We start from the raw sequence: 16,158 nt of genomic DNA on the forward strand, positions 1-16,158 counted from the left end.
GATGCATAAATATTGACTGCAATGCATAAACTTGCCTAGAGTGGGGCGGTGACCATTACTGCAGCTGTCTCCGGAGCCAGCGGCTACGCCGGGGGAGAGGTCCTCCGCCTGCTGGCCAACCACCCCGAGGTCGAGATCGGGGCCATCACCGCCCATTCGAGCGCGGGCAGCCGGCTGGGGGAGCTCCAGCCGCACCTGCTCCCGCTGGCCGACCGCGTCATCGTCGAGACGACCGTGGAGAACCTCGCGGGCCACGACGTCGTGTTCCTCGCGCTCCCGCACGGGGCATCCGCCGAGGTCGCCGCCGCGCTGCCCGAGGGCACCCTCGTGATCGACGCCGGCGCGGACCACCGCCTCGAGGACCCCGAGGCGTGGTTCCAGTTCTACCGCTCCGAGCATGCCGGCACCTGGCCCTACGGGCTCCCCGAGCTGCCGATCGGCCCGGGCGCGGGTCCGGGCAGCGGCCACAAGCAGCGCGAGAAGCTGCGCGGGGCGCGGCGGATCGCCGTCCCAGGCTGCTACCCGACCTCCGCCCTGCTGGCCCTCACCCCCGGCTTCGCCGCCGGCCTCCTCGAGCCCGAGGACGTCGTCATCGTCTCGGCATCGGGGACCTCCGGCGCGGGCAAGAGCGTCAAGCCGCACCTGCTCGGCTCCGAGGTCATGGGCTCGATGAGCCCATACGGCGTGGGCGGCGGCCACCGGCACACGCCCGAGATCGAGCAGGGCCTCTCCAACGCCGCGGGAGAGCCCGTCACCGTCTCCTTCACCCCCACCCTCGCACCTATGAGCCGCGGCATCCTCACCACCGCCACGGCCCGCGTCAAGGACGGCGTCGGCGCCGCGTCCCTGCGGGCCGCCTGGGAGTCCGCCTACGAGGGCGAGCAGTTCGTCCACCTCCTGCCCTCCGGCCAGTGGCCCGCCACGCAGATGGTGCTCGGCTCGAACAACGCCGTCATCCAGCTCGCCTTCGACGAGCACGCCGGCCGCGTGATTGTGAGCTCCGCCATCGACAACCTCACCAAGGGCACCGCCGGCGGCGCGGTGCAGTCCATGAACATCGCGCTGGGCCTTCCCGAGGTCACCGGCCTCGCACAGCTGGGAGTCGCACCGTGACCGTCACCGCACCCAAGGGCTTCCGGGCCGCCGGCGTCACCGCCGGCCTCAAGGCCTCCGGCAAGCCGGACATGGCCCTCGTCGTCAACGACGGCCCCGACCGCCACGCCGCCGCCGTCTTCACCACGAACCGGGTCATGGCCGCCCCCGTGCGCTGGTCGAAGCAGGTCGTCACGGACGGGCGCGTCGACGCCGTCGTGCTCAACTCCGGCGGCGCCAACGCCTGCACCGGCCCGCAGGGGTTCCAGAACACCCACACGACGGCCGAGAAGGCCGCCGACGTCCTCGGCATCTCGGCCGGCGACGTCGTGGTCTGCTCGACCGGGCTCATCGGCGAGCAGCTGCCGATGGACAAGATCATCCCCGGCGTTGACGCGCTCGCCGGGGCCCTCGCCGACGACGGCGGCCACGATGCCGCCCTCGCGATCATGACCACCGACACCGTGCCGAAGGAGGCCGTGTTCACCGGCACCGACGCGGCCGGGATCGAGTACACCATCGGCGGGATCGCCAAGGGCGCAGGCATGCTCGCCCCGGGCCTCGCGACGATGCTCGTGGTCCTCACGACCGACGCCGCCGCCGCTGCCGAGATGCTCGACGCCGCCCTCCGGGACGCGACCCGCGTGACCTTCGACCGGGCCGACTCCGACGGGTGCATGTCCACGAACGACACGGTCGTGCTGCTCTCCTCAGGGGCCTCGGGGGCGGTCCCGGACGCCGACGCGTTCGCCGCCGGCCTGACCCAGGTCTGCGCCGAGCTGGCCCGCAAGCTCATCGGAGACGCCGAGGGCGCCGCGCACGACATCGCGGTGCGCACCTTCAACGCCGCCAGCGAGCGCGACGCCGAGGTCGTCTCCCGTGCCGTCGCGCGGTCGAACCTGTTCAAGACCGCGATCTTCGGCAAGGACCCCAACTGGGGCCGCGTGCTCTCCGCCGTCGGCACCACGGATGCCGCCTTCGAGCCGGACTCCCTGAACGTGTCCATCAACGGCGTCGAGATCTGCCAGAACGGCGGGATCGGCAAGGACCGCTCCCTGGTCGACCTCGAGCCGCGCGAGGTGCTCGTCGAGATCGACCTCGCCGCCGGCGACGCGGAGGCGACCATCTGGACCAACGACCTCACGCACGACTACGTGCACGAGAACTCCGCCTACTCGAGCTGAGACCCATGACTGACGCACACACCGGCCCCCAGAGCCCCAATCTCCGCCTCGCCATGGACAAGGCCGAGACCCTCATCGAGGCCCTGCCGTGGATCCAGAAGTTCGCCGGCACCACCATGGTGGTCAAGTACGGCGGCAACGCGATGGTCAACGACGAGCTCCGCCGCGCGTTCGCCGAGGACATCGTGTTCCTGCATCACGTCGGCATCCGCCCCGTGGTCGTCCACGGCGGCGGCCCGCAGATCAGCGCGATGCTGGGCCGGGTGGGCATCGAGAGCGAGTTCAAGGGAGGGCTGCGCGTCACGACCCCGGAGGCCATGGACATCGTCCGCATGGTCCTCACCGGCCAGGTGGGCCGCGAGCTCGTGGGCCTCATCAATTCCCACGGCCCGTATGCGGTGGGCCTCTCCGGCGAGGACGCGGGCCTCCTCCGCGCCGTCCGCACCGGCGCCGTCGTGGACGGCGAAGAGGTGGACCTCGGCCTCGTCGGCGAGGTGGTCGGCGTCGAGCCCGGCGCCGTGCTGGACATCCTCGAGGCCGGGCGCATCCCGGTGATCTCCGGCGTCGCCCCCGAGGTCGAGGACGCCGAGGCGGCCGACGGCGCCGCCCCCTACCAGCCGACCGGCCAGGTCCTCAACGTCAACGCGGACACGGCCGCGGCGGCGGTCGCCGTGGCCCTGAAGGCCTCGCGCCTGGTGATCCTCACCGACGTCGAGGGCCTCTACCGCAACTGGCCAGACCGGGACTCGCTCGTCTCGCAGATCTCCGCCTCGGAGCTGCGCGAGATGCTGCCCGGCCTCGCCTCGGGCATGATCCCGAAGATGGCCGCCTGCCTCAAGGCCGTCACCGAGGGGGTGGACCGCGCCGCCATCGTGGACGGCCGCAGCCCCCACACCATGCTCCTCGAGATCTTCACCAACGCCGGCGTCGGGACCCAGGTGGTCCCCGACGGGGAAGGAACGCGCGCATGAGCCAGGACAGCAGGCAGAGCACCGGGAGCAGCCCGGAGGCGCGCGGCGCCTCGGAGCTCGCGGGGACCTCGAGCGGGAGCGAGTGGCTCTCCCGCTATTCGGGCTCGCTCATGGGCGTGTTCGGCACGCCGCAGCGCGTCCTGGTCCGCGGACAGGGCTGCTACGTGTGGGACGCCGACGGGAAGCAGTACCTCGACCTCCTCGGCGGCATCGCCGTGAACGCCCTCGGCCACGCCCACCCGTTCGTGACGAGCGTGATCTCCTCGCAGCTGGCCACGCTCGGGCACGTCTCGAACTTCTTCACCAGCCCCACCCAGGTGGCCCTCGCCGAGAAGCTCCTCGAGGTCACCGGTGCCCCGGCCGGGTCCAAGGTGTTCTTCGCGAACTCCGGGACCGAGGCCAACGAGGCCGCGTTCAAGCTCGCGCGCCGCAACGCCGGCACCGCCGAGGAGCCGAGGACCAAGGTCGTCGCCCTCGAGGGCGCCTTCCACGGCCGCACCATGGGGGCCCTCGCCCTCACGGCGAAGAAGGCCTACCGCGAGCCGTTCGAGCCCCTTCCCGGCGGCGTGGTCCACGTGCCGTTCGGCGACGTCGAGGCCCTCGCCGCGGCCGTGGACCGCACCACCCAGGCCGTGTTCCTCGAACCGATCCAGGGCGAGGCCGGCGTGGTGCCCCTCCCGCCCGGGTACCTCGCCGCGGCGCGGAAGATCACGCGCGACGCCGGCGCCCTCCTGATCGTCGACGAGGTCCAGACCGGCATGGGCCGCACCGGCACCTGGCTCGCGATCGAGGGCTCAGGGATCGTGCCAGACGCCGTGACCCTCGCCAAGGGCCTCGGCGGCGGCTTCCCGATCGGCGCCCTCGTGACGTTCGGCGGGGAGAACAGTGCCCGCCTCACCGCTGGCCAGCACGGCACCACGTTCGGCGGCAACCCGGTGGCGACGGCGGCCGCCCTCGCGACGCTGCACGCGATCGAGACGCAGGGCGTCCTCGCGAACGTCCGGGCGGTGGGGGAGCGGCTGCACGCCGCGCTCGGGGCCCTGCCGGAGGTCGCCGAGGTCCGCGGGCGCGGGCTGCTCCTGGGCCTCGACCTGGTGACCCCCGCCGGGGTGCCCGAGGGCGCGAACCTGGCCGCCGCCGTCGTCGATGCCGCCCTCGAGGCCGGGTTCATCGTCAACGCCCCCGGCCCCCGCACCGTCCGCCTGGCCCCGCCCCTCATCCTCACGGCCGAGCAGGCCGACACGTTCGTCGCCGCGCTGCCCCGACTCGTGGCCACCGCCGCCGAGCGGCTCACGGCAGAAAAGGAGACCAAGTGACCACCCGCCACTTCCTCAAGGACACCGACCTCAGCCCCGCCGAGCAGGCAGAGGTCCTCGACCTCGCGGTGCGGATGAAGGCCGCGCCCTATGCGGTCCAGCCGCTTGCGGCCGAGGGCTCCGCCCGCAAGACGGTCGCGGTCATCTTCGACAAGACCTCGACCCGGACGCGGGTGTCCTTCTCCACCGGCGTCTCCGACATGGGGGGCACCCCGCTCATCATCAACCCGGGCGAGAGCCAGATCGGGCACAAGGAGTCGGTCGAGGACACCGCCAAGGTCCTCGAGCGCATGGTCGCCGCGATCGTGTGGCGCACCGGAGCCCACCAGGGGCTCGTGGACATGGCCGCGAACTCCCGCGTGCCCGTGGTCAACGCGCTGTGCGACGACTACCACCCCTGCCAGCTCCTCGCGGACCTGCTCACGGTCAAGGAGCACAAGGGCGAGCTCGCCGGCCTGTCGATGGCCTACCTCGGCGACGCGGCGAACAACATGGCCAACTCCTACCTCCTCGCCGGCGTCACGGCCGGCATGCACGTGCGGATCGCGGGCCCCGAGGGCTACCTGCCCTCGGCCGAGGTGGTCGCCGAGGCCGAGGCCGTCGCCGCCCAGACCGGCGGATCGGTACTCGTCACCGTCGATCCCGCCGCTGCCCTCGAGGGCGCCGACGTGGTCACCACCGACACCTGGGTCTCGATGGGGCAGGAGGCGGAGAAGGAGGCGCGCCTGTCCCTCTTCCGCGACTACTCGGTCGACGCCGCCGCCATGGCGAAGGCCGCCCCCGACGCCGTGTTCCTCCACTGCCTCCCGGCCTACCGCGGCTACGAGGTCGCCGCCGAGGTCATCGACGGGCCGCAGTCCGTGGTCTGGGACGAGGCCGAGAACCGCCTGCACGCCCAGAAGGCCCTCCTCGCGTGGGTCCTGCACTACTCGGGCAAGGCCGTCGTCGAGGGCCTCCCGGCCCTCTGACGGGGCGATGGCCATGACAGCGGTTCCGGGCGCCGCCCCGCAGACGAAGGCCGCCCGCCAGGCGCGCATCCGCGCGCTCCTGGCGGGATCCGCCGTGCGCTCGCAGGCAGAGCTCGCCGCGCTCCTCGCGGACGACGGCGTGCAGGTCACCCAGGCGACCCTCTCCCGCGACCTCGTGGAGATCGGCGCCGTCCGGGTGCGGGGCGCGGACGGCGGCCTCGTCTACGCGGTGCGGGGCGAGGGAGGGGACCGCAGCCCCCGGCTCGGCCAGGCACCCGAGGTCCTCGACGCGCGGCTGGCCAAGCTGTGCGCCGAGCTGCTCGTGACCGCCGAGTCGAGCGCGAACATCGTGGTGCTGCGCACCCCGCCCGGCGCCGCGAACTTCCTGGCGCTCGCGATCGACCATTCCGTGATCCCCTCGATCCTGGGCACGATCGCCGGGGACGACACGGTCATGATCGTCACCCGCGACCCGTCCGGCGGGGAGGCCGTCGCGGCGCGCTTCCTCGAGCTGGCCTCGCAGGGGGCCTGAGCCGTGGGACGGGTGCGGCGCCTCGACCACGTGGGCATCACGGTGGCGGACCTCGAGGCCGCCACCGCGTTCTTCGTCGGCCTGGGCCTCGAGGTCGAGGGCCGGATGACCATGGAGGGCGAGTTCGTGGACACCGTCATCGGCATCCCCGGCTCCCGCAGCGAGATCGTCATGCTGCGCCCGCCCGACGGCGGCGCCGGCGTGGAGCTCTCCCGCTTCCTCCGGCCCGACCACGAACCGGGCTCGCCCACAGCGATGTCCACCGAACTGGGGCTGCGCAACGTGGCCTTCGAGGTCGAGGACCTCCCCGCGGCCCTCGAGCGGCTGGCCGCCGACGGCTACGGCCTCGTCGGCGGCGTCGGCGAGTACGAGCACGTGTGGCGCATGGCCTACGTGCGCGGGCCGGAGGGCATCATCGTGGCCCTGGCCGAGCGGATCGGCTAGTCGCCTCTGCCCCGCAGGCCGGTCAGAACCGGTCCGCCAGCGCGGTGAGCTTCTGCACGTACAACGGCCAGTCCTGCTCCGGGAGATTGCTGCTGTCCGCCACGAGGCCGGCCGCGCCGTCGATCGACTCGCGGAGGATGTCGGCGTGGCCCGCGTGCCGGGCGAGGTCGGTGAGGACGTGCACGAGGACGCGGCCGAGTGTCACCTCGCCGTTGCGCCACCAGGGAACCCGGCCGGGGGCGTCGAGGGGCAGGGCCTCGATGGTGGCGTCGGCGAACGCCCAGACGCGACGGTAGAGGTCGACGATGCCGGCCGCGCTCTCGCGCTCGGTCGCGTACCAGTCGGCCTGCGGGTCGGCGTCGACCTCGGCGTCCGAGACGCGCTCCTGCGGTGTGGGCCATGGGCGGCCGAAGGTGTCGCCGAAGTACCCGATCTCCACGTTCGCCGCATGCTTGACGATGCCGAGCAGGTTGGTGCCCGTCGGTGTGCGCGGCATCCTCAGCTCTCGCTCGCTGAGCCCGTCGAGTTTCCACAGGAGCGACTCCCGGGCCTCTTGGAGGTAGTACCTGAGTGCGTCCTTGGCGTCGGTGAGGTCCGTCATGCCTGCATTCTGCTACGGCCGCGTCCGATCGATCAGGAATCGAGAAGGGGCGCCGCGGGGCCGGCCGTAGTGTGGGCGGTACAAGGACCACTTCGAGGAGCGACAGATGCCGTACACCGTAGATTTCAAGGACGTCTCCACCGTGGGGCTCGAATCGTCCCCCGTCGCGGAGGCCCTGGCCGGGCTGCGGGCCAACGAGTCCCGCTACTTCAAGAACAAGTACAACCACGACTTCACCGTCACCCCGGCCGGCGAGGCCCCCGAGACCCTCGAGTGGATCCACCGGATCCTCGCCGAGGAGCGCAGCATCACCATCGCCTCCCGCCCGCTCGAGGTCACCTCCTTCGAGGTGGACGGCACGAGGATGGCCTACGTGTTCTACGAGTCCGGCCTCTCGGTCAACGTCATGTACGCCCTCGACGACAGCGGCAAGCGGGCCGTGGGCTTCAAGCTCTCCCAGGGCATGGACGTCCCCGAGGAGCTCGCGGGCACCTTCAAGTTCGCGCGCCAGAAGTCGAAGCTCGCCGGCGAGATCCGTGGCTCGTACTTCGTGATCAAGGGCGAGTACTGACCGGGCCGGCGGGCGCCGCGCCGGACGGCCTCACCGTCGTGGCGCCGAGCCCCGTCATGGGGGACGCCGGCCGCGCGGCGTTCACCACTGCCGGCGGACCGTGGCCTTCTCTCCGGTGACCAGGGTCGCCGGAGGCACGTCGTCGGCCACCACGGCGCCCGCGGCGATCACGGCGTCCCGCCCGATGCTGACGCCGGGCAGGATCGTGGCGCCGGCCCCGATCCACACGTTCTCCGCCACGTCGATCGGCGCCCCGGTCAGCCACAGCCGCCGCTCGGCGGGGTCGACCGGATGGCCGTTCGTGATGAACGTGACCCTGGGCCCGACCATCACGCGTTCTGCCAGCCGGATTCCCGCGTAGTCGAGGAAGGTGCAGTTCTGGTTGATGAACACGCGCTCGGCGAGCTCCAGCCGGAGGCCGTGGTCGGTGTAGAAGGGCGGGTAGATGGTCACGCGCGGCGGAAGCGGACGGCCCAGGATCTGCTCGAACAGCGCGGCCTTGCCGTCCTCGTCGTCGAACGGCAGGACGTTCAGCCGGGAGGTCAGCTCGGTGACGCGCAGCACGCGCTCGCTCATCGCCTGGAACTCGGGGCTGTGGATGCGCAGGAACCTCTCGCGGGACATCGCTCCATCCTCTCGCGCAGGCACGGCCGCGGCTACCCGAGCCGCGCGAAGGGCGCGGCGTAGCGGAAGGTGCCCCGCGCGCCGTCGTGCGCCGGGAGCAGGCGGACCTGGAACAGCTCGCCCCATGCCGGGTCCGGGGCGGCGATGCCATGCCGGGAGGCGGGCTCCCAGCCGTGGGCCCCGTAGTACGCGGGATCGCCGAGGAGCGCGATGAGCCGCTCGCCGAGGGCCTCGGCGCCGCGCACGGTCGCCGCGAGCAGCGCCCCGCCGATGCCCCGGCCCTGGCGGTCCGGCCGGACCGAGATCGGTCCGAGGCCCAGGGCCGGGACGGGGTCGCGGCCGGGCGCGTCGATCCACCCGCGGGTCGTGATGGCGTGGCCGACGACGAGGCCCTCCTCCTCAGCGACGAGGGCCAGCGTGGGCAGGTACCCCGCATCGGCGCGGAGCCACTCGACGAGCGCGGCCTCGCCGGGATCGCCCGTCGCGTCCACGGGCGGTGCGGAGTGGGCGGCGCCGGCGAACGCCGCCGCGGTCACGGCGCGGATGGCGGCGAAGTCCCCGGGACGCTCGGGGCGGACGACGGCGGCCGGCCGGCTCACGCGGTCACGTCGCCGGGGCGCCGAGCGAGGCCAGCAGGAGCGCCTCTGCGAGGACGGCTTTGTGGAAGTCGCCCAGATCGATGGACTCGTCGGCGCCGTGGGCGCGCGAGTCCGGGTCCTCCACCCCCGTGATGAGCACCTGCGCCGACGGGAACCGGCCCGCGAGCTCGGCCGCGGCGGGAATCGAGCCGCCTACCCCCATGAGCACCGGCTCCACGCCCCAGACTTCCTCCATTGCCGCCAGCATCTTCCGGGCGGGATCCGAGGCGGCGTCCCCCGCGAAGGCCTTCGTCGAGGCGCCGGGCGTCAGCGTGATCCGGGTGCCGAGCGGGACGTTCGCCTCGAGGTGGGAGCGCACGGCTGCCAGTGCCCGCGCCGGGTCGTCGCCGGGGGCGAGCCTGAGGCTGAACCTCGCCCGGGCGGAGGGGACGATCGCGTCCGCGGACAGGGCGACCGGCGGGGCGTCGATGCCGATGACGGACAGGGCCGGCTTGGCCCACAGCCGTGACGCGATGCTGCCGGAACCGGCAAGCTGGACACCGTGCAGCACCCCGGCATCCAGCCGGTAGTCCTCCTCGCTCAGCTCGGGCCTGCCCTCGTCCCACCCCACGAGGCCGGGAACGGCGACGCTGCCGTCGGCGGCATAGAGGCTGGCAATGAGGTGGGAGAGCGCGGCGAGGGCATCGAGGACGGGGCCGCCGAAGGTCCCGGTGTGCAGGGAGTGCTCGAGGACGCGGACCTCGAGGGTTGCCGAGGCAAAGCCCCGCAGGCTCGTGGTGAGAGCGGGCACGCCCACCCGCCAGTTGCCCGAGTCGGCCACGATCACCACGTCGGGGCGCAGGAGCGCGCCATGGGTGTCCAGCAGCCGGGGCAGGGACGGCGAGCCGACCTCCTCCTCGCCGTCGACGAGCACCGTCACGCCGACGCCGCCCTCCGCGCCGAGCGCCCGGACCAGGGCGCGGCACGCGGCCAGGTGGAGGACCACGCCGCCCTTGTTGTCGGCCACTCCGCGCCCGAACAGTCGTCCTCGGCGCTCGACGGCCTCGAAGGGCGGGCTGTGCCAGGCCCCGAGGTCTCCCGTCGGCTGGACGTCGTGGTGGGCATAGAGGAGCACCGTGGGGCACCCCGGCGCCGCGGGCCGGTGCGCGAGGACGGCCGGGGCTCCGGGCATCCCGTCCGGCTTCGGCACCCGCACGACGCCGACCTCCGGGAACCCGGCCCCCTCGAACAGCTCGGCCACGAGGGCGGCGCTGCGCTCGAGGTGCAGCGGATCCGTCCCTGCCCACGCGGAGCCGGGGATGGCGACGAGGTGCCGCAGATCGCGCAGGGCCTCGTCGGCGCCCGCCCGCGCGTGCGCCCGCAGGAGCTCGGTGTAGTCCGCCATGGGACCACCCTTCCATCCGGCCCGGCTCCCGCCAAGCGCTGTACGCGGGCCCAGCGGACAGCGGAGAATGCCTGCAGTGCCTCTTGTCCCCGGATTGCGGTGTATGTATATCTATGTAGACTGATGCATAACAATTCGTGTTGGCCGTGCTGCCATCATCCCCGTGCTGAAGGAGAACACCGTGAAGGATCGCATCGTCCTCGCCTATTCGGGCGGTCTGGACACCTCCGTCGCGATCGGCTGGATCGCCGACGCGACTGGCGCCGAGGTCGTCGCCGTCGCGGTCGACGTCGGCCAGGGCGGCGAGAACATGGAGACCGTCCGCCAGCGCGCCCTCGGCTGCGGCGCCGTGGAGGCCTATGTCGCCGACGCGCGCGACGAGTTCGCGGACGAGTACTGCATGCCCACCCTCAAGGCGAACGGCCTCTACCAGGGCCACTACCCCCTCGTCTCCGCGATCTCCCGCCCGGTCATCGTCAAGCACCTCGTCAAGGCCGCCCGCGAGTTCGGCGCGACCACGGTGGCGCACGGCTGCACCGGCAAGGGCAACGACCAGGTCCGCTTCGAGGTCGGCATCCAGACCCTCGGCCCCGACCTGAAGTGCATCGCCCCGGTCCGCGACCTCGCCCTCACCCGCGACAAGGCGATCGCCTACGCGGAGGAGAAGCACCTCCCGATCGTCACCACGAAGAAGAACCCCTACTCGATCGACCAGAACGTGTGGGGCCGCGCCGTGGAGACCGGCTACCTCGAGGACATCTGGAACGCCCCGACCAAGGACATCTACGACTACACGGCCACCCCGGAGTTCCCCCCGGCCCCCGACGAGGTGACGATCACCTTCGTCCAGGGCGTGCCGACGGCGCTCGACGGCGTGGCGATGTCCCCGCTGCAGATCATCCAGGACCTCAACCGCCGCGCCGGCGCCCAGGGCGTGGGCCGCATCGACGTGGTCGAGGACCGGCTCGTGGGCATCAAGTCCCGCGAGATCTACGAGGCCCCCGGCGCGATGGCCCTCATCACCGCGCACAAGCACCTCGAGGACATCACGATCGAGCGCGAGCACGCCCGCTTCAAGGCCGGGGTGGACCGCCGCTGGAGCGAGCTCGTGTACGACGGGCAGTGGTTCTCCCCGCTCAAGCGCGCCCTCGACGTCTTCATCGACGACTCCCAGAAGTACGTCTCCGGCGACATCCGCATGGTCCTGCACGGCGGCACCGCCGTGGTCAACGGCCGCCGCTCCGACACGTCGCTGTACGACTTCAACCTCGCCACCTACGACACGGGCGACACGTTCGACCAGTCCAACGCCAAGGGCTTCATCGACATCTGGGGCATGTCCTCGAAGGTGGCCTCGACCCGCGACCAGCGCGTCGCGGGGGAGTGAGCCGGAGTGGCTGAGACCGGAGTGCCGCAGCAGCACGGGACGAACGAGGGCGCGCTCTGGGGCGGCCGCTTCGCCGGGGGGCCTGCGGACGCGCTCGCCGCGCTGAGCAAGTCGACGCACTTCGACTGGAGGCTGGCGCGCTACGACATCGCCGGCTCCCGAGCCCACGCCCGGGTCCTGCACCACGCAGGCCTGCTGGACGATGCCGAGCTCGCCGGCATGCTGGACGCCCTGGACCGGCTGGACGCCGACGTGGCGTCCGGGGCCTACCTCCCGGCCGAGTCGGACGAGGACGTGCACGGCTCGCTCGAGCGCGGCCTCATCGAGCGCGCGGGCGCCCGCCTGGGCGGCAAGCTCCGGGCCGGGCGCTCGCGCAACGACCAGGTGGCGACCCTCGGGCGGATGTTCCTGCGCGACCACGCGCGGGTCATCGCCCGGGGCGTGCTGGCCACGGTCGACGCGCTCGTGGCCCAGGCGGAGGCGCACCCGGACGCGGCGATGCCCGGCCGGACCCACCTCCAGCACGCCCAGCCGGTGCTCCTCAGCCACCACCTCCTCGCCCACGCCTGGGCGCTGCTGCGCGACGTGCAGCGCCTGCAGGACTGGGACCGCCGCGCGGCTGTGTCGCCCTACGGCTCGGGCGCGCTCGCGGGCTCGTCCCTCGGGCTCGATCCCGAGGCCGTCGCCGCGGACCTCGGCTTCGACTCGGCAGCGCACAACTCGATCGACGGCACCGCCTCCCGCGACGTCTTCGCCGAGTTCGCGTGGGTCGCGGCGATGATCGGCGTGGACCTCTCCCGCATCTCCGAGGAGGTCATCCTCTGGGCCACCAAGGAGTTCTCCTTCGTGACGCTGGACGATGCCTACTCGACCGGCTCGAGCATCATGCCGCAGAAGAAGAACCCGGACGTGGCCGAGCTCGCGCGCGGCAAGGCGGGACGCCTCATCGGCGACCTCACCGGTCTGCTCGCGACCCTCAAGGGCCTCCCGCTCGCGTACAACCGCGACCTGCAGGAGGACAAGGAACCCGTCTTCGACGCCGCGGACACGCTCGAGCTCCTGCTCCCCGCCGTGTCCGGCATGGTCGCCACGCTCGTCTTCAACACCGGGCGCATGGCCTCCCTCGCCCCGCAGGGCTTCGCCCTCGCGACCGACATCGCCGAGTGGCTCGTGCGCCAGGGCGTGCCGTTCCGCGAGGCCCACGAGCTCTCCGGCGCCGCGGTCAAGCAGGCCGAGTCCCGCGGCGTCGAGCTCTGGGACCTCACGGACGAGGAGTACGCGGCGATCAGCCCCGCGCTGACGCCCGAGGTCCGCTCCGTGCTCTCCACGGAGGGATCCCTCGCGAGCCGGAGCGCCCAGGGCGGGACCGCGCCGTCGGCCGTCGCGCGGCAGCTGGAGGCCCTCAAGGCGCAGCTGGCCGACGCCCGGGCGTTCGCCGGCTGAGCGCCTCCGCTCCGATTCGGGGCGGACGTCCCTTCCCGGGGCGTCCGCCCCGGCGCATCATCGAGGCGTGCCCCCGCGCACCCTCATGCTCGTCGTGGCGCACCCGGACGACGACGCCATCGGGATCGCCGGTTCGATCGCCCTGCACGGCGCCGACCCGGGGTTCAGGTTCGCCCTCGTCCACGCGACGGACGGGGCTGCGGGCCTGATCGCCCCCGGGACCGACACGACCCGCGCCGGGCTCGGCCAGTACCGGCGCGACGAGGACGAGCGGGCGTGGTCGGCGCACGGGCGGGGACCCGACCGCCACGAATGGCTCGGCTACGAGGACGGACGCCTCGGCGACGCCGACTTCGGCGCGCTCACGGCCCACCTCCGGGCCCTGCTGGAGGACGAGCGCCCGGACGTCGTGGCCACCTTCGGGCCGGACGGAGTGACAGGGCACCCCGACCACATCGCGATCGGCCGCGCCACGGACGCCGCGTTCCTCGACCTCGCGGACCGCGGCGGCCCGGGTCTGAAGCGCCTCCTGCACTGGGCCCTGAAGGAATCCACGTGGCTGCGCATCAATGCGGCCCGCACCTCCAGCGGCCTGCCGCCCTGGGACCCCGCGCAGGTCTACCACTTCCGCGGCATCCCCGACGACCTCGTCGACATGCGGGTGGACACCCGCAGCGTCGCCGAGCGGGTCGTCGCCGGACTCGCCGAGCACCGCAGCCAGCGGCTGTCCCTGTTCGAGCACCCGCTCGCGCGCGACGCCTGGCTCGCTGCGGCCTCCCACGAGCACTTCGTGCAGGCCTGGCCCCCGCGCGAGCCGCGCCGCCCACTTCTGACCGACATCTTCGAGGGCCTCGGCTAGGCCCCGCCCGGGCGCCGACTGGTTACGCTGGAGGGCATGGGAACCGTCGCCGCAGCCCCGACCGACACCGAGCTCCTCGCCGCCCTCCGCGCCGCGGCGGAGGGGATCCACCAGGAGATCGGGGGCCTCGGCGAGGACGCGGTCGCCGCGCCTTCCGAGCTGCCCGGGTGGACCCGGGGGCACGTGCTGGCCCACATCGAGGGGATTGCCGCGGCGCTGGCCCGGCAGGCCGAACTCGCGCGCCGGCACGAGCAGGCGGACCTCTACGACGGCGGCAAGGCCGCCCGCGACCGTGCCATCGAGTCGGGCGCGCGCGCTTCTGCCGAGGTCCACCGCCGTCGCACCGGGGCGGCCGTGGACCGCGCCGTCGCGGCGTTCGCCGCGCTCGAGCCGGCCGAGTGGGAGACCCCGGTCCGCTTCCGCGACGGGGTGGCGCGGGACGCCGGGCTCGCCCTCTGGCGCGAGCTGGTGGTCCACCGCAGCGACCTGGGCACCGGGTGCACCCAGCAGGAGTGGACCGCCGGCTTCTGCCGGCACCTCGTGGACTTCCTGGCTCCCCGGGTCCCCGAGGGCCAGGCGTTCGTGCTGCGCCCCGAGGGCGGCGAGCAGATCCGCCTCGGCGGCGGCAGCGACGACGTCGTGCTCGCCGGGCGCCTGCAGGACCTTGCGGCCTGGCTCGCAGGGCGCCCGGTCTCCCACGGTGCCGTCCGCGCCGAGCGCGACGGCCAGGCGGTCCCGCGGCCCGAGCTCGGGCCGTGGCCGTCGGCGATCCCCGCCTAGAGCCCGTGGACTTCGACGCCCTGGTCCACTGGCTCCTGCGCGACCCGGTCGCCGTGGCCCCCGACCTGCTCGGCGCCATCCTCTCGCACACCACGCCGGAGGGGACCGTCGCCGTGCGCCTGACGGAGGTGGAGGCCTACCGCGGGCACCGCGACTCCGACCACCCCGACCCCGGATCGCACTCCTACAACGGCCGCACCCCGCGCAACGAGGTGATGTGGGGCCCTCCGGGGCGCCTGTACGTCTACTTCACCTACGGCATGCACTTCTGCGCGAACATCGTGTGCGGCCCTGCGGGCAGTTCCTCCGGCTGCCTGCTCAGGGGCGCGGAGGTCGTCGAGGGCCTGGTGCTCGCGCGGTCCCGGCGCCCCGCGGCCAGGAGGGACGCCGAGCTCGCCCGGGGGCCGGCGCGCCTGGCCCAGGCCCTCGCGATCGGCCGCGCGGACAACGGCGCGGCGCTCGACGGCGGCCGGTTCCGGCTCGAACCCCCGGCCCACCGCGCCGCCGGGGTCCTCTCAGGCCCCCGCGTGGGCGTGGCCGGCCCGGGGGGCTCCGCCGACTCCCCGTGGCGGTTCTGGCTCCCCGGGGAGCCGAGCGTCTCCCCGTACCGCCCGGCGAAGGCCCGCCCGCCCCGCACCCTCTGAAGGTCACCTCCTGTAGGTCACCTCCTGAGAGTCAGCTTCTGGAGGTCACCTCCTGGAGGTCACCTCCTGCGGGTCCGCGGCCCGCATCGGCCCGTGGCCGTGCCACGGGGGACATTCGGTAACGTGGACCCGTGATTGAGCCCAGCCCAGAGACGCCGTACCCCGAGGACCGTGCGGCGGCAGCCCCGCCCGGCACCTCCGTGGCGGAGATCCTCGACCGCCTCTGCGCGACGGTGCCGGACTACCCGAAGCCCGGCATCGTCTTCAAGGACCTCACCCCGGCGTTCGCCGACCCGCAGGGCCTGCGTGCCATCGTCGACGCGATCGTCGCCCCGTTCGCGGGCCAGTTCGACCTCGTCGCAGGCATCGAGGCCCGCGGCTTCCTGCTGGCGGCCGCCGCGGCCTACGCGACGGGCACGGGCGTCCTCACGGTCCGCAAGGCCGGGAAGCTCCCGCGCGAGACCTTCCTGGAGGAGTACGCCCTCGAGTACGGCACGGCCGCCCTCGAGGTGCACACCACGGACATCGCCCCGGGCGCCCGCGTCCTGGTGCTCGACGACGTCCTCGCCACCGGCGGCACGGTCGGGGCCGCGGTGCGCCTCGTGGACCGCTGCGGCGGTGACGTCGTGGGCGTGGGAGTCGTGCTCGAGCTCGAAGGGCTCGGCGGCCGCGAGGCCCTCTCGGGGCACCGCGTGCACTCGCTCCAGCGCCTCGGCGACTGAGCCGCCCGTCCCTGCGGCACCGGTGCACCTGAAGTTC

Annotated in this window: 18 protein-coding genes; 14 read left to right on the plus strand and 4 right to left on the minus strand. The window is 73.2% G+C overall.

What is annotated here, in order from left to right; translation table 11 throughout:
- Positions 1 to 48: 48 nt before the first annotated feature.
- From argC to SA2016_RS08535, 7 genes are read left to right on the plus strand one after another with little or no spacing between them, the layout of a single operon-like run.
- The gene (gene argC, locus SA2016_RS08505; protein WP_066497308.1) at positions 49 to 1,113 is read left to right on the plus strand and encodes an N-acetyl-gamma-glutamyl-phosphate reductase; all 1,065 of its coding nucleotides are present in this window, start codon (positions 49 to 51) and stop codon (positions 1,111 to 1,113) included.
- Entirely contained in the window at positions 1,110 to 2,276 is a 1,167-nt protein-coding gene (gene argJ, locus SA2016_RS08510; RefSeq protein ID WP_066497309.1) for a bifunctional glutamate N-acetyltransferase/amino-acid acetyltransferase ArgJ, read from the plus strand. Before argC ends, argJ begins: the two co-directional genes overlap by 4 nt.
- 5 nt (positions 2,277 to 2,281) lie before the next feature.
- Complete coding sequence (gene argB / locus SA2016_RS08515) at positions 2,282 to 3,247, plus strand: acetylglutamate kinase (RefSeq protein ID WP_066497310.1); 966 nt, start codon at positions 2,282 to 2,284, stop codon at positions 3,245 to 3,247.
- A complete protein-coding gene (locus tag SA2016_RS08520) occupies positions 3,244 to 4,563 on the plus strand; it encodes an acetylornithine transaminase (RefSeq protein ID WP_066497311.1) in 1,320 nt (439 codons plus the stop codon). The genes argB and SA2016_RS08520 overlap by 4 nt, the downstream gene beginning before the upstream one ends.
- A complete protein-coding gene (gene argF / locus SA2016_RS08525; RefSeq protein WP_066497312.1) occupies positions 4,560 to 5,531 on the plus strand; it encodes an ornithine carbamoyltransferase in 972 nt (323 codons plus the stop codon). The genes SA2016_RS08520 and argF overlap by 4 nt, the downstream gene beginning before the upstream one ends.
- 7 nt (positions 5,532 to 5,538) lie before the next feature.
- On the plus strand, positions 5,539 to 6,063 hold the full coding sequence (locus tag SA2016_RS08530) for an arginine repressor (RefSeq protein ID WP_066497314.1): 525 nt from the start codon (positions 5,539 to 5,541) through the stop codon (positions 6,061 to 6,063).
- A gap of 3 nt (positions 6,064 to 6,066) precedes the next feature.
- The gene (locus SA2016_RS08535) at positions 6,067 to 6,507 is read left to right on the plus strand and encodes a VOC family protein (RefSeq protein ID WP_141305468.1); all 441 of its coding nucleotides are present in this window, start codon (positions 6,067 to 6,069) and stop codon (positions 6,505 to 6,507) included.
- 22 nt (positions 6,508 to 6,529) lie between these two features.
- On the opposite strand, the gene SA2016_RS08540 is transcribed toward SA2016_RS08535, so the two are convergent.
- Positions 6,530 to 7,108 carry a DinB family protein gene (locus tag SA2016_RS08540; RefSeq protein WP_066497316.1) on the minus strand — a complete coding sequence of 193 codons (579 nt, stop codon included), beginning with the start codon at positions 7,106 to 7,108 and terminating at the stop codon, positions 6,530 to 6,532.
- A gap of 106 nt (positions 7,109 to 7,214) precedes the next feature.
- Between SA2016_RS08540 and SA2016_RS08545 the strand changes: the two genes are divergently transcribed.
- Positions 7,215 to 7,679, plus strand: coding sequence for a DUF8821 family protein (locus SA2016_RS08545; protein WP_066497317.1), 465 nt, complete (start codon positions 7,215 to 7,217; stop codon positions 7,677 to 7,679).
- Positions 7,680 to 7,760: 81 nt separating this feature from the next.
- Here SA2016_RS08545 and SA2016_RS08550 read toward each other — a convergent pair whose 3' ends face one another.
- From SA2016_RS08550 to SA2016_RS08560, 3 genes are read right to left on the minus strand one after another with little or no spacing between them, the layout of a single operon-like run.
- Positions 7,761 to 8,303, minus strand: a complete 543-nt coding sequence (locus tag SA2016_RS08550) for a DapH/DapD/GlmU-related protein (protein WP_066497319.1) — start codon at positions 8,301 to 8,303, stop codon at positions 7,761 to 7,763.
- A gap of 32 nt (positions 8,304 to 8,335) precedes the next feature.
- Positions 8,336 to 8,902, minus strand: coding sequence for a GNAT family N-acetyltransferase (locus tag SA2016_RS08555; protein ID WP_066497320.1), 567 nt, complete (start codon positions 8,900 to 8,902; stop codon positions 8,336 to 8,338).
- Between the two features lie 4 nt (positions 8,903 to 8,906).
- Positions 8,907 to 10,286, minus strand: coding sequence for a M20/M25/M40 family metallo-hydrolase (locus tag SA2016_RS08560; protein WP_066497324.1), 1,380 nt, complete (start codon positions 10,284 to 10,286; stop codon positions 8,907 to 8,909).
- A 181-nt stretch (positions 10,287 to 10,467) separates the two neighbouring features.
- Here SA2016_RS08560 and SA2016_RS08565 point away from each other — a divergent pair, with 181 nt between their 5' ends.
- The 6 genes from SA2016_RS08565 (at position 10,468) to SA2016_RS08590 (ending at position 16,121) form a co-directional block, all read left to right on the plus strand.
- Positions 10,468 to 11,673: an argininosuccinate synthase gene (locus SA2016_RS08565; protein WP_066497327.1), complete on the plus strand. Its 1,206-nt coding sequence runs from the start codon at positions 10,468 to 10,470 to the stop codon at positions 11,671 to 11,673.
- A gap of 6 nt (positions 11,674 to 11,679) precedes the next feature.
- Complete coding sequence (argH, locus tag SA2016_RS08570; protein ID WP_066497328.1) at positions 11,680 to 13,116, plus strand: argininosuccinate lyase; 1,437 nt, start codon at positions 11,680 to 11,682, stop codon at positions 13,114 to 13,116.
- Between the two features lie 67 nt (positions 13,117 to 13,183).
- Entirely contained in the window at positions 13,184 to 13,975 is a 792-nt protein-coding gene (locus SA2016_RS08575; RefSeq protein ID WP_229710956.1) for a PIG-L deacetylase family protein, read from the plus strand.
- Between the two features lie 36 nt (positions 13,976 to 14,011).
- Entirely contained in the window at positions 14,012 to 14,755 is a 744-nt protein-coding gene (locus tag SA2016_RS08580; RefSeq protein WP_066497330.1) for a maleylpyruvate isomerase family mycothiol-dependent enzyme, read from the plus strand.
- A gap of 5 nt (positions 14,756 to 14,760) precedes the next feature.
- Positions 14,761 to 15,399: a DNA-3-methyladenine glycosylase gene (locus tag SA2016_RS08585; protein WP_244932799.1), complete on the plus strand. Its 639-nt coding sequence runs from the start codon at positions 14,761 to 14,763 to the stop codon at positions 15,397 to 15,399.
- A gap of 209 nt (positions 15,400 to 15,608) precedes the next feature.
- The gene (locus SA2016_RS08590) at positions 15,609 to 16,121 is read left to right on the plus strand and encodes an adenine phosphoribosyltransferase (RefSeq protein ID WP_084249743.1); all 513 of its coding nucleotides are present in this window, start codon (positions 15,609 to 15,611) and stop codon (positions 16,119 to 16,121) included.
- Positions 16,122 to 16,158: the final 37 nt, after the last annotated feature.

It is taken from the genome of Sinomonas atrocyanea (assembly GCF_001577305.1).
GTDB classification, from domain to species: domain Bacteria; phylum Actinomycetota; class Actinomycetes; order Actinomycetales; family Micrococcaceae; genus Sinomonas; species Sinomonas atrocyanea.